This window comes from Cellulomonas sp. McL0606, assembly GCF_058248365.1.
Genome location: NZ_CM177779.1, coordinates 3,715,940 through 3,728,659, shown reverse-complemented (window position 1 = coordinate 3,728,659; position 12,720 = coordinate 3,715,940). Strand labels below are relative to the sequence as shown.

Below are 12,720 nucleotides of genomic sequence, written 5' to 3'. Positions count from 1 at the left end.
GACGTCTCGGTCAGCGCCCTGCGCGCAGAGCCAAGCAATGGATCGAGGCCGCGCGCACGGGCGAGGACGTGGTGATCACCGAACGAGGGATCCCCGTCGCCCGGCTGAGCGGCATCGAGTCGGCAGACCTGCTGACGCGCCTCGAGCGTGACGGCCTGCTCACGCCGGCGACGGAAACGCGCCCGCCCGCCCGGGGCGGCGACAAGGCCGCGGCGAAGGGCGGCGTCTCCGACCTGGTCCGCCGGCTGCGGCGCTGACGGGGCGCACGATGGCCATCGTCTACCTCGACACGAGCGCGCTGGTGAAGCTCGTGGTCGACGAGCCCGGTTCGGTGCTCGCGGCGGCGCTGTGGGACGGCGCCGACCTCGTCGTGACCTCCCGTCTGGCCGATGCCGAGGTGCGCGCCGTGCTCGCCAGCGGGCATCGCGCGGGGCGCCTCGAGGGCCCCGACGCGACCGTCGAGTGGGAGCGGCTCCTGCCGGGGCTCCACGTGATCGAGCTGGGTTCGAGCGTCACGACGGCCGCCGCGCGGCTCGTCGACGAGCACCCGTTGCGAGCCGCTGACGCCCTGCACCTCGCCTCGGCGCTCGAGCTGCGCTCGCCGGACCTCGTCGTGGCCGTGTGGGACGAGCACCTCGCCGCCGCCGCCCGCGCGGAGGGACTGCGGGTGGTCCCGTGACTAGGCTCGCCTGGTGATCGCCAACCTGCAGCTGCTGCTGTACTTCGCGTTCTACTTCGTGATCTTCGTGATCTCGGTGTGGGCGCTCGTCGACCTGTCCCGGCGCCCCGCGAGCGCGTTCACGCAGGGCGGCAAGCTCACCAAGACCAAGTGGGGCCTGATCCTGGGCGCCGCGGTGATGATCGCGTTCATCGCGCTCCCGTACCCGCTGAACCTCCCGTTCCCCAAGTGGCTCGCGCTCGTGTCGGCTGTCGCCGCGGTGGTGTACCTGGTCGACGTCAAGCCCGCGATCGTCCCGTACTCGCGGCGTCGCGGCGGCCGCGGCAGGTCGAACCCGCCGTCCTCCTCCGGCTGGTGACCGTGCCCGACGTCGCGTCGGCGGCCGTCCCGCTGGCGCGCGTGCTGCGCGGCGACCTGGTCGAGTCCGTGCACCTCGGGCACCTGGTGGTGCTCGCTCCGGACGGGTCCGTGCGGCTCGCGCTCGGCGACCCGGCCGTGGTGATCTGGGCGCGGTCGTCGCTCAAGCCCCTGCAGGCCGTCGCCATGCTGCGCGCGGGGCTGGACGTCGACCGCGCGCTGCTGGCCCTCGTCTGCGCCAGCCACAACGGCGAGGGCGGGCACCTGGCCGTGGTGCAGACGCTCCTGTCGCTGGCCGGCCTGGGTGCCGACGACCTGCGCAACACCCCGGACTGGCCGCTCGACCCGGACGCGGCCTTCCAGTGGCGTGCGGACGGGCACGGCACCGAGCCGATCACTCAGAACTGCTCGGGCAAGCACGCCGGGATGCTGGCCACGTGCGCGGAGAACGGGTGGTCGCGCGACGACTACCTCGACCCCGGTCACCCGCTCCAGGAGTCGGTCCGGGGCGCGGTGGCGGACCTCACCGGGGTGGCGGTGCAGCACGAGACCGTCGACGGCTGCGGGGCACCGCTCTTCTCGACGACATTGGTCGGGCTCGCCCGTGCGTTCGGTCGGATCGCGTCCGCGACGCAGGGACCGGAGGCCCGCGTCGCCCGCGCGATGAGCGGCCACCCCTGGCACGTCGCGGGGACCGGTCGGGATGCCACGCGCTTCATGGAGGCCGTGCCGGGGCTCGTCGCCAAGGACGGTGCCGACGGGGTCTACGCGGCCGGACTGCCCGACGGGTCCGCGGTGGCGTTCAAGGTGCTCGACGGTTCGGCCCGGCCGCGACCGGCGCTCCTCGCCGCCGCGCTCGCGTCCGCCGGCATCGATCCCCAGCTGGTCGAGGCCGTCGGGCTGACGCCGGTGCTCGGGCACGGGGCGCCGGTCGGCGAGGTCGTGGCGGCCTTCTGATGCGTGCGGTGGTCCAGCGCGTCACTCGCGCGTCCGTGACGGTCGACGGGATCGTCGTCGGCGCTCTGGACCGGCCTGGACTGGTGGCGCTGGTCGGCGTCACGCCCGACGACGGGCCCGCCCAGGTGGAGCTGATCGCCCGCAAGATCGCCGAGCTGCGCATCCTGCGCGACGAGCAGTCGGCCGTCGACGTCGGCGCCCCGGTGCTCGTCGTCAGCCAGTTCACCCTCTACGCCGACACCCGCAAGGGCCGTCGCCCGACGTGGAACGCCGCGGCGCCGCGATCCGTGGCGGAGCCGCTGGTGGACGCCGTCGTGGACGCCCTGCGGGACCGCGGGCTCGAGGTGGCGACGGGCGTGTTCGGTGCCGACATGGCCGTCGAGCTGGTCAACGACGGCCCGGTGACGCTCGTGCTCGAGTCCGACCCGACCCGTCAGGCGTAACCGCATTGCAATCGCGCATCGGAACCGTGGGGTGCCCACGACGGGATACTGCGCCGTAACATGCCGCCATTACTGTCACGCGAGCGCGGCATGCACCTGTGCAGTGGTCGCGTCCCCGTCCTTCCGAACCAGACGACGTCCCCCGGCGTCGCAGGAGGTCCTCTGTGCGTAGTTCCCGTCTCGTCCTCGCGTCCGCCGCGCTCGCGGCATCGGCGCTCTTCCTGACCGCCTGTGGCGGCAACAGCGGCAGCAGCGACACCTCGTCCACGGCGGCCGCCGGCGGTGGCGCGGCCTCGTTCGACCCGACCACCATCGCCAAGGACGACACGATCGCGGCTCTGCTGCCCTCGAAGATCGCCAGCACCGGCAAGCTCGTCGTCGGGTCGGACACCACGTACGCCCCTGCGGAGTACATCGGCGACGACGGCACCACGCCGATCGGCTACGACGTCGACCTCGCCAAGGGCATCGCCGCGGTGCTCGGTCTGAAGGCCGACGTCCAGACCGCCGACTTCACGGGCATCATCCCGGCGATCGGCACCAAGTACGACGTCGGCATCTCGTCGTTCACCATCAACCCCGACCGCGAGGCTCAGGCCAACATGGTCGAGTACTTCAACGCCGGCGAGGCGTACGCGGTGGCCAAGGGCAACCCGAAGAAGCTTCTCCGGCGACGACATCTGCGGCCTGACTGTCGGCGTCCAGACGGGCACCGTCGAGGACACCGAGCTCGATACCGCCAGCGCGCAGTGCAAGACGGACGGCAAGAAGGAGATCACGCCGCTGAAGTACGCCAAGCAGACGGACGTGACCACCGCGCTCGTCGGCGGCAAGGCCGACATCATGTACGCCGACTCCCCGATCATCGCCTACGCGATCTCGCAGACCGGCGGCAAGCTGGAGCAGCTCGGCGACGTCTTCGCCAGCGCCCCCCAGGGCATCGTCGTCTCGAAGGACGACCAGGCCCTGACGGACGCGATCCAGAAGGCGGTGCAGAAGCTCATCGACAGCGGTGACTACCTCAAGATCCTCACGGCGTGGGGCAACGAGGTCGGCGCGGTCACCACGGCCGACGTGAACCCGACGGTCAGCTGACGCCATGAGCGCGCCTACCACGGTGGACACCCAGGGCCGGGTGCCGGAACGGATCCACGCGGTGCCCGTCCGGTATCCCGGGCGCTGGGTGTCCGCTGTGGTGGTGCTGGTGCTGGCGGCGATGGTCGCCAGCGCGCTGATCACCAACGACAACTTCGCGTGGCCGACGGTCGCGAAGTACCTGTTCAGCCCGCAGATCCTGCGGGGCGTGCGCTGGACCATCTGGCTCACCGTCGCCTCGATGGCGATCGCGATCGTGCTGGCAGTGCTGCTCGCGATCATGCGACGCTCGGGCAACCCGGTCATGCGATACGTCGCCTGGGTCTACATCTGGTTCTTCCGTGGCACCCCGATCTACACCCAGCTCATCTTCTGGGGTCTCGTCGTGGTGCTCTACCCGACGCTGTCGCTCGGCGTGCCGTTCGGGCCCGAGTTCCTGCACTTCTCCACGAAGGACGTGTTCCTGGCGTCCCGGCTCGCGGTCATCGGCCTGGCCCTCAACGAGGCCGCCTACCTCGCGGAGATCGTGCGCGCCGGCCTGCAGAGCGTGGACACCGGGCAGTCGGAGGCGGCCCGCGCGCTGGGCATGTCCGACGGCGGCATCCTGCGTCGGATCGTGCTCCCGCAGGCCATGCGCGTGATCGTCCCGCCCACGGGCAACGAGACGATCTCCATGCTCAAGACGACGTCGCTCGTGATCGCCGTGCCGTTCACCCTCGAGCTGAACTCGGCACAGGCCAACATCGCCAACCGGATCTTCGAGCCGGTCCCCCTCCTCGTCGTCGCGGCGCTCTGGTACCTCGCGATCACGAGCGTGCTGATGGTGGGCCAGCCTCGAGCGGTACTACGGCAAGGGCTTCGACTCGCACGTCCCGACGAAGAAGCGACGCCGCGTGCCCAGACAGGCGGCGATCAATGCCGCCGGCACCACGCACGATCTCGGCCCGCTGGAGGCGAACCCGTGATCACGGAGCCGGTGATCGACGTCCCGATGGTCGACATGGCCGGTGTGCACAAGTGGTTCGGTGAGTCGCACGTGCTGCGCGGCGTCGACCTCGTCGTGCCCACCGGCACCGTGACCGTCGTGCTCGGCCCGTCCGGGTCGGGCAAGTCGACCGCGCTGCGCTGCATCAACCAGCTCGAGGAGATCGGCGCCGGCAGCATCCGCGTCGACGGCGAGCTGATGGGCTACCGGGAGGGCATGCGCGGCGGCAAGCCGACGCTGTTCCGGCTGCACCCCAAGGTCATCGCGCGGCAGCGTTCGCGCATCGGCATGGTGTTCCAGCGGTTCAACCTGTTCCCGCACATGACGGCGCTCGGCAACGTCATGGAGTCGCAGGTCCAGGTGCTCGGCCGCAGCAAGGCCCAGGCCCGGGACCGCGCCACCGAGGTGCTCACGCGCGTGGGCCTGTCCGATCGCATCGAGCACTATCCGGCGCAGCTCTCGGGCGGTCAGCAGCAGCGCGTCGCCATCGCCCGCGCGCTGGCCATGGACCCCGAAGCCATGCTCTTCGACGAGCCGACCTCGGCCCTCGACCCGGAGCTGGTGGGCGAGGTCCTCGGCGTCATGCGCGACCTGGCGGACTCCGGGATGACGATGATCGTGGTGACCCACGAGATCGGGTTCGCCCGCGAGGTGGCCGACCAGGTCGTCTTCATGGCCGACGGGTTCGTGGTCGAGCACGGGTCGGTCGACCAGGTGCTCGGTGCCCCGACCGAGCAGCGCACCCGCGACTTCCTCGCGAAGGTGCTGTAAGCACCCCACACACGGAGAAGGGCCCCTCGGAGTAAGCGTCCGAGGGGCCCTTCCGTGACCGTAGGCCGTTGGCCCCCGGCGAACCGGCGACCGACGCCGCGCTGACGGTGCGGCTACGTCCTGACACCCGGTCGGAGGCGAGCACCGAGTCCTCGATCGACGACGGGCGGGAGGCGCCGGGTATGGGGATCACCACGGGCGACCGGGACAGCTCCCACGCGAGGGCCACCTGCTGCGGGCTGACGTCGTGAGCCGCGGCGACGCGCTGGAACGCCTCGTACCGGGCACCCAGGCTCCCGGCGCGGCCGATGCCGCCGAGCGGGCTCCACGGCAGGAACGCGATCCCCAGAGAGGCGCAGAGGTCGAGCTCGGGCTGCGAGGAGCGGAACGCGGGCGAGTACTGGTTCTGCACCGAGACGAGCCGGCCGCCCAGCACCTCCTGCGCCAGCCGGATGCGCTCGGGGTTGGCGTTCGAGATGCCGGCCATCCGGATCTTGCCGGCGTCCAGCAGCTCGGCCAGCACGCCTACGGAGTCGGCGTAGGGCACGCGCGGGTCGGGACGGTGGAACTGGTAGAGGCCGATCGCCTCGACGCCAAGGCGCCGCAGCGAGTCCTCGACGGCCCGGCGCAGGTGCGCGGGCGAGCCGTCGACCGTCCAGGTGCCGTCACCGGGGCGCAGGTGCCCGCCCTTCGTCGCGACGAGCACGCCCGACGTGTCGCCGCCCCACGTGCGCAGGCCCTCCGCGATGAGCGACTCGTTGTGCCCGACCTCGTCGGCGTGCAGGTGGTAGGCGTCGGCGGTGTCGATGAGGGTGACACCGGCGTCGAGCGCGGCGTGGATGGTGGCGAGCGAGCGTTCGCGCTGCGGCCGGCCTTCGATCGACATCGGCATCCCGCCGAGCCCGATGGCACTGACCGTCACGTCTCCGAGGGTGCGTGTGTGCATGGAACCCATCAGAACCGGATCCGGCGCGGTCCGCATCCCCTCCAGGTGCGGACCGCGCCGGATCTGCTTTCTCAGGCGACCGGCACCGGCTCTTCCTCGGCCACGATCGCCGGGGTGGGGTCGGGCTTGCGGGCCAGGGCGCTGGGCCACCACATCATCTTGCCGATGTCGAGGTTCAGGGCCGTGACCAGCACGGACCGGACGATCAGGGTGTCGAGCAGGACGCCGAGGGCCACGGCGAAGCCGATCTCGGCGAACCCGACCAGCGGCAGCGTGCCGAGCACCGCGAACGTCCCGGCGAGCACCAGGCCGGCCGACGTGATGACGCCGCCGGTGGCCGCCAGCGCGACCAGCGAGCCGCGGTGGTGCCCGATGCGGAGCGTCTCCTCCCGGACTCTCGTCATGAGGAAGATGTTGTAGTCGATGCCCAGCGCGACCAGGAAGACGAAGACGAACAGCGGGAACGCCGTGTCCGCGCCCTCGTACCCGAACACGTACTTGAAGAACAGCGCGCTGATCCCGATGGCTGCCGCGAACGACAGGACGACCGTGCCGATGAGCACGAGCGGCCCGAGGACGGCCCGCAGCAGGATCATCAGGACGACGAACACCACCAGCAGGATGATCGGGATGATCAGCTTGTTGTCGGCCACCGAGGCGCGTTGCACGTCGAGCGTGATGGCGCTGGTGCCGCCGACGAGGGCGTCCGCGCCCGGCACGGCGTGCACCGCGTCGCGGACCCGGTCGACGGTGTCGTAGGCCGCCTGGCTGTCGGGCTCGGACGTCAGCGTGCCCTCGATGTAGGTGACGCCGTCCTTGTCGCCGAGCGCCTTGACGCTCGTCGGGTCGATGCCGTCCACGCTCGCGAAGGCGGTCACGACGTCCGCGGACTGTTCGGTGTTGGCGATGACCACGACGGGCGAGCCGGCGCCGCCCGGGAAGTGCCCGGCCAGGACCTTCTCGCCCTCGATCGACGGCTGGACGGTGGTGAACGAACCCTCGTTGCTCAGACCGGTCGCGTTCAGCGCCACGATGCCGAAGGCCGCGATGATCAGGATGGCGACGGTGCCCACCCAGGTGCGACGCGGGTGGCGCTCGATGCGCGTCCCGATCCGGGACCAGAAGCCGTGCTCGGACGGCTCGGTGTCGCCCAGCTTGGGCGTGCGCGGCCAGAACACCCAGCGGCCGCAGGTGACCAGCAGGGCTGGCAGGAGCGTGAGCATGACGAGCATCGCGACGACGATGCCGATGGCTGCGACCGGGCCGAGGCCCTTGGTCGACGCGATCGAGGCGAGCAGCAGGACGAGCATGGAGATCGCGACCGTGGCGCCGCTCGCGATGATCGCCGGGCTGGCGCGGTGCAGGGCCAGGGCCATCGCCTCGTGCCGGTCGCCGTGCTTGCGCAGCTCCTCTCGATACCGGGCGGTCAGCAGCAGGGCGTAGTCGGTTCCGGCGCCGAACACCAGCACCGTGAGGATGCCCGCGCTCTGCGCGTTCACGGTGAGGCCCGCGTTGTGGGCGAGCAGGTAGATGACGGCCTGCGAGACGGTCAGCGCGACTCCGGCCGAGATGACCGGCAGGAGCCACAGGATCGGGCTGCGGTAGGTGAGCAGAAGGATCAGGACGACCACGCCGACGGCTGCGAACAGCAGCGTGCTGTCCAAGCCGTCGAACGCCTTGGACGAGTCGGCCGCCTGCCCGGCGGGACCGGTGATGTAGACGGCCATCCCGTTCGCGCCGTCCTCGGCGGTGGCGCGCAGGCCGGTGACCGCGTCCGCGGCCAGGTTCCAGCCGTCCTTGCCCAGGTCGAGCGGGACGATGACCTGCGCGGCCTCGCCGTCCTGCGAGTAGATCGGGCCGGTGACCTGACCGCCGCCGAGGGTGTCCAGGTTGGCGAACGCCGCCGCGTCGGCAGTGGCCTTCGTCTTGTCGTCGGCGGTCAGGCCGCCGTCGCGCTGGTAGACGATGACGGCCGGGATGACATTCGACGAGACGAACGTGCCGGCCTTGTCGAGCACCTGGGTGGATTCGGCGCTCTGCGGCAGCCACGACTTGGCGTCGTTGCTCTGCGCGTCGGTCAGCTTGCCCGCGAGGGGGCCCAGGACGGCGATGACCGCGATCCAGAACGCGATGATGACGAACTTGACGTAGCGGTGGGTGATCCACCCGGCGACGGAAGCCATGGGAGTTCCTCTGGTGGGGAGTCGGCGACGACTGGGAGGTGTGGCCGGCGGGACCCCTGATACATGGGTCTCGGCGCCTGAGCCGTGCTGTTCGAATCCTAGGATTCCGTCGCGGCACCGACCAGGGATATAGGGGATACCCCCGAATCGACCCTGGGGCAGCCCCTAAGGCTGCTCTCAGGAAACGGCGGCCACCGCGCGCGCCACGTCGTCCTCGTCGTTCCAGAGATGGAACGCCAGGCGCACGCCACCGCCCCGGCCCGCGGTCCGGCAGCCGTGCTCGGCGAGGCGGGCGCGCAGGGTGCCGACGGCGTCGTCGGGAAGCCGGACGATCGCGCTGTCGGACGGGTCGAGACCCACCCCGGCGCGGAACGCGTTGGCCAGCGCGACGTCGTGGGCGTGCACCTGCGCCAGGTCCGCCGTCGCGAACGCCTCGAGCACGGGCGCCGCGCCCACCCAGCACAGCCAGGCGGGCGAGACGTCGAACCGGCGCGCGTCGTCGGCGAGCCGCATGGCGGGACCGTAGACGCTGCCCCAGACGTCCTGACCGGCGTACCAGCCGGCGCCGGTGGGCCGCAGCTCGGCGTCCGGTCGAACGGTCAGGAAGGCCGTGCCGCGCGGAGCCGCCAGCCACTTGTAGGCGGCGCAGACGGTGATGTCGTAGGCGCCCGCGTCGACCGGGAGCCAGCCGGCGGCCTGCGTGATGTCGCAGAGGGTGCGTGCGCCGTGCGCGGCGGCCCCCTCCTGGACCGCGGGCGACGCGACGCGTCCGTCGCGCGACTGCACGAGCGAGTAGGCGACCAGGTCGGTGCTGTCACGGACCTCGTCGGCGAGCCGCTCGACCGGGACGTAGCGGACCGTGACGCCGCGGTCCGCGTGCGCCTCGAACGGGAAGGTGACGGACGTGAAGTCGCCCTCGACCGCCAGCACCTGTGCCTCGTCGGGAAGGCTGGCGGCGACGATGCCGACCAGGGCGCTGGCCTGCGCCCCGATGGCGACGGCCTCCGGCCCGACGCCGACGATGCGCGCGTACGCGTCACGGCTGGCGGCTACGGCCTCGTCGTAGACCCCGAGGTCGGCCTTGCCCGCCTGCCAGGTGTCGAGCGCGTCGCGCAGCGCGTCGGCCGTCGCGCGGGACGGCAGACCGCACGTCGCCGCGTCGAGGTAGCCGGGCACGCGGTCGAAGGCGGCGGTCAGGTCCATGCCGACGATGTTCCGTGATCGGTCGGCATCACACAACAGGGTCTTCGTGCCCATCTCCATAACTGTGAGTGATACTGAACTCCATGGCGCACACCCACACACCGCCGGCCGCATCGTCCGAGCAGCAGCCGGACGTCGCGGGGTTGGACGTCGGGTCGCTGCGGATGCTCCGAGCCATCGGCGACGCCGGGACGATCACCGGTGCGGCCCGGCTGCTCGGGTACAGCCAGCCTGCGGTGAGCCAGCACGTGCGGCGTCTCGAGCGGCGACTCGGCACGTCGCTGCTCGACCGGTCGGGACGCACGTTCCGGCTCACGGAGGCCGGCGAGGTGCTCGCGCGGCACGGGTCGACGGTCGCGGCGGCGCTGCGGGCGGCGGACGCGGAGGTGTCGTCGCTGGCCGGGCTGCGGTCGGGCCGCGTGCGGCTCGTGGCGTTCCCGTCCGCGTCGGCGGCGATCGTGCCCGGCGCTCTCGCCGACCTGCGCGGCCGGCATCCCGGCCTGACGATCACGCTCGACGAGGCCGAGCCGCCAGAGGCCCTGGCGGCCCTGCGCGCGGGGTCGGCGGACGTCGCGCTCGCGTTCTCCTACGGCGGTGCCGACGAGGACCTGGCCGGCCTGGTCGCGCGCCACCTGATCGACGACGCCACGATGGTCGCGCTGCCCGCCGATCACCCGGCCGCCGCCCAGGAGAGCCTCGACCTGGCGGAACTCGCCGACGAGTCGTGGATCGCCGGCTGCCCGCGCTGCCGCCGGCACCTGCTGAGCACCGCGGCGCGCGCCGGCTTCGACCCCGAGATCGCCTACGCGACCGACGACTACGTCGCCGTGCTCAACCTCGTGGCCGCCGGCCTCGGCGTCGCGCTGCTGCCCGAGCTGGTCCGCCCGACCGCGCAGCGCCAGCCCGGGGTCGTCCTGCGCCCCGCGACCGGGACGTCGGCGCGACGCGTGCACGCGGTCACCACGCCGGACCTGCTGCGGGTGCCCGCCGTGGCGGCGACGATCGACGCGGTCGCGGCGTCGGCTCAGCGCCGGGTCGACACGGCGACGGTGAACTTCGGATCGCGCACCACCTGACGCGTCGGCCCGACGGTCCGCTCGAGCGCGGGCCGGTACTGCAGGTGCGAGTTCCACACCGTCCACAGCTCGCCGCCCGGCCGCAGCACGCGGGCGGCCGCCTCGAACAGCTTGTGCGCGACGCCCGTGTGCACGGTCGCGCCGACGTGGAACGGCGGGTTGAGCAGCACGAGATCGACGCTCGCGTCCGGCAGCGACCCGGCGGCGTCGTCCTGCACCGCGCGCACCCGGTCGGCGACGCCGTTGGCGCGCGCGGTCGCGGCCGCCGACGCGACGGCAGCGGCGGAGTCGTCGGTCGCCACCACGTGCACGGCGGCTCGGCGCGTCGCGAGGGCCGTCGCGAGGACGCCGGTGCCGCAGCCGAGGTCGACCGCGGTCACCGCGTCCGGTGCCGCCTGGTCGAGGACGCCGAGCAGCAGCCGGGTACCCACGTCGATGCGGGTGCCGGCGAACGCGGCACCGTGCGCGCACACCGTCAGGCCCACGTCGTCGTGCCGCTGCGAGGCGGGCCACGCCGAGGGCGGTCGGTCGGTCGCCGGTACCGACGCCACCAGCACCCGCGACTTCTGTCGCGCCAGCTGCGGCTCGACGACGGTGAACCACCGCGCCAGGACGTCGTTCATCGCGAGGGTCATGTGCTTGATCCGACCGCCGGCGAAGAGCCGCACACCGGGGTCGGCGTGCTCGGACACCAGCGCCGCGACCTCGTCGAGCGCATCGAGCGACCGCGGCAGCTGCAGGAGGACGACGCGGGCGCCGGCGAGGGTCGTCGCGTCCAGGCCCCCCGGGTGCACGTCGAGGCCGAAGCGCCGTGCGTTCTCGGCCAGCGCGAGCTCCGCCGAGCGCAGGTCCTGGTGGCTGCGCACGTCGCGGGCACCGTGCAGCGCGACCGCGCCGAGCGTGAGGGCCCCGTAGTGGTCGCCGATCGTCACGACGTCGCCCGGCCCGGTCCCGGCGAGCGTGGCGGCCGCGTCGTCGAGGAGCAGGCGGTCCGTGGCGTCGACGGCCACCAGGTCCGCACCCTCGATGTCGGGCCAGCGACGCAGCGCGTCGAGGTGGAACTCAGGCACAGCAGACCGTAGCGCGTCCGGGTGCCCGCGCCGAGCGCGGCCCAGGCGAAGCGGCGGCGCGTCACGCTCGTGCTGCGAAGCGCAGGTGCTCGCCCCGGCCGCGACGATTCAGCCGATCGTGGCGAGCCAGTCCTTGACGGCCTGGGCGACCGCGCCGTTGTTCGTCGGCGAATGGGTGCCCGGGACGAACGTCAGCGTCAGCGGGCCCGGTATCGCGGCGAGGTGCGTCCTGAGCTCGTCGGGGGTGCCGAACGGGTCGCGCTCGCCGGAGATCGCCAGGACGGGCACGTTCAGCGACGGCAGGTGGTCGATGCGCAGCTGCTCCGGCCGCCCCGGCGGATGCAACGGATACGACAGGAGCACGAGACCGGCGACGGGCAGGCCCCCGGCGACCGCCATCGAGCACACGCGCCCGCCGAACGACCGGCCGCCGAGGACGAGCCGGTCGGGCCTGACGCCGAGCGTCTGGGCGAAGGTCTCCGCCGCGGCCACCACGTGCTCGACGGCGGGCTCCGCACGCTTCGGCAGATCCAGCCGCACGACGGGCAACGGGTCGACCGCCGTCTCGACCACGACCAGCGCCGGGCTGTCGCGGGTGCCGCCGAAGCCGGGTGTGAGCAGGAGTCCGGCGACGGTCATGGGGCCAGTCTGGCGTGCGCCAGCACCGAGCGGATGGACGACGCCGTTGTCGGTGACGCACTCGTCGTGCTCGCTCACGCGAGGATTCATCGCAGGCGGACCGGTGCACACGACCTACCGGAGCAGCCGCACCTCGGTCTCTTCGTCCGACGGCAGCTCCCGGGGTGCTGTCGGGCTCGGACCGCCGCCGGTGTGCACCGACGGATCCGAGGAGCACCAACGACAGCATCCCGCCGGCCAGGATCGACGCCAGGTACACCTCGATCGCCTCGACCGCGTCCTGCTCGTCGTGCGCGTACTGGTTGAGCTGCGGCCA

Annotated in this window: 12 protein-coding genes and 2 pseudogenes; 9 read left to right on the top strand and 5 right to left on the bottom strand. The window is 72.3% G+C overall.

The features are described from left to right. Positions 1–71 precede the first annotated feature (71 nt). The 8 genes and pseudogenes from AC38ZX_RS18995 to AC38ZX_RS18960 all read left to right on the top strand — a co-directional run bounded on the left by AC38ZX_RS18995 (position 72) and on the right by AC38ZX_RS18960 (position 5,287). Positions 72–257, top strand: a complete 186-nt coding sequence (locus tag AC38ZX_RS18995; RefSeq protein WP_491295499.1) for a hypothetical protein — start codon at positions 72–74, stop codon at positions 255–257. Between the two features lie 11 nt (positions 258–268). Further along, a complete protein-coding gene (locus AC38ZX_RS18990; protein WP_426593339.1) occupies positions 269–679 on the top strand; it encodes a type II toxin-antitoxin system VapC family toxin in 411 nt (136 codons plus the stop codon). A 13-nt stretch (positions 680–692) separates the two neighbouring features. After that, positions 693–1,037, top strand: a complete 345-nt coding sequence (locus AC38ZX_RS18985; RefSeq protein ID WP_426593338.1) for a DUF2516 family protein — start codon at positions 693–695, stop codon at positions 1,035–1,037. Beyond that, positions 1,034–1,993, top strand: coding sequence for an asparaginase (locus tag AC38ZX_RS18980; RefSeq protein ID WP_491295498.1), 960 nt, complete (start codon positions 1,034–1,036; stop codon positions 1,991–1,993). Before AC38ZX_RS18985 ends, AC38ZX_RS18980 begins: the two co-directional genes overlap by 4 nt. Next, positions 1,993–2,436, top strand: coding sequence for a D-aminoacyl-tRNA deacylase (dtd, locus tag AC38ZX_RS18975; RefSeq protein WP_491295497.1), 444 nt, complete (start codon positions 1,993–1,995; stop codon positions 2,434–2,436). The genes AC38ZX_RS18980 and dtd overlap by 1 nt, the downstream gene beginning before the upstream one ends. A 164-nt stretch (positions 2,437–2,600) precedes the next feature. Continuing rightward, positions 2,601–3,452, top strand: a complete 852-nt coding sequence (locus AC38ZX_RS18970) for a transporter substrate-binding domain-containing protein (protein ID WP_491295496.1) — start codon at positions 2,601–2,603, stop codon at positions 3,450–3,452. Between the two features lie 83 nt (positions 3,453–3,535). Next, positions 3,536–4,294 (top strand): annotated as a pseudogene (locus AC38ZX_RS18965) (amino acid ABC transporter permease); the annotation flags it as partial. Between the two features lie 228 nt (positions 4,295–4,522). Beyond that, positions 4,523–5,287 (top strand): amino acid ABC transporter ATP-binding protein, encoded by a 765-nt coding sequence (locus AC38ZX_RS18960; protein ID WP_491297488.1) that lies wholly within the window; start codon positions 4,523–4,525, stop codon positions 5,285–5,287. Positions 5,288–5,417: 130 nt separating this feature from the next. Here the strand turns inward: AC38ZX_RS18960 and AC38ZX_RS18955 are convergent. From AC38ZX_RS18955 to AC38ZX_RS18945, 3 genes and pseudogenes are all read right to left on the bottom strand, one after another. Further along, a pseudogene (locus AC38ZX_RS18955) lies at positions 5,418–6,233 on the bottom strand (aldo/keto reductase); the annotation flags it as partial. A gap of 71 nt (positions 6,234–6,304) precedes the next feature. Next, positions 6,305–8,416: an MMPL family transporter gene (locus AC38ZX_RS18950; RefSeq protein WP_491295495.1), complete on the bottom strand. Its 2,112-nt coding sequence runs from the start codon at positions 8,414–8,416 to the stop codon at positions 6,305–6,307. Between the two features lie 177 nt (positions 8,417–8,593). Further along, complete coding sequence (locus AC38ZX_RS18945; protein WP_491295494.1) at positions 8,594–9,673, bottom strand: aminotransferase class V-fold PLP-dependent enzyme; 1,080 nt, start codon at positions 9,671–9,673, stop codon at positions 8,594–8,596. A 29-nt stretch (positions 9,674–9,702) separates the two neighbouring features. On the opposite strand from AC38ZX_RS18945, the gene AC38ZX_RS18940 reads away from it, so the two are divergent. Beyond that, a complete protein-coding gene (locus AC38ZX_RS18940) occupies positions 9,703–10,695 on the top strand; it encodes a LysR family transcriptional regulator (protein ID WP_491295493.1) in 993 nt (330 codons plus the stop codon). On the opposite strand, the gene AC38ZX_RS18935 is transcribed toward AC38ZX_RS18940, so the two are convergent. Together AC38ZX_RS18935 and AC38ZX_RS18930 are read right to left on the bottom strand one after the other, a co-directional pair. Continuing rightward, positions 10,644–11,765, bottom strand: a complete 1,122-nt coding sequence (locus tag AC38ZX_RS18935; RefSeq protein ID WP_491295492.1) for a class I SAM-dependent methyltransferase — start codon at positions 11,763–11,765, stop codon at positions 10,644–10,646. The genes AC38ZX_RS18940 and AC38ZX_RS18935 overlap by 52 nt on opposite strands. A gap of 108 nt (positions 11,766–11,873) precedes the next feature. Beyond that, positions 11,874–12,482 carry an alpha/beta hydrolase family protein gene (locus tag AC38ZX_RS18930; protein ID WP_491295491.1) on the bottom strand — a complete coding sequence of 203 codons (609 nt, stop codon included), beginning with the start codon at positions 12,480–12,482 and terminating at the stop codon, positions 11,874–11,876. Positions 12,483–12,720 lie beyond the last annotated feature (238 nt).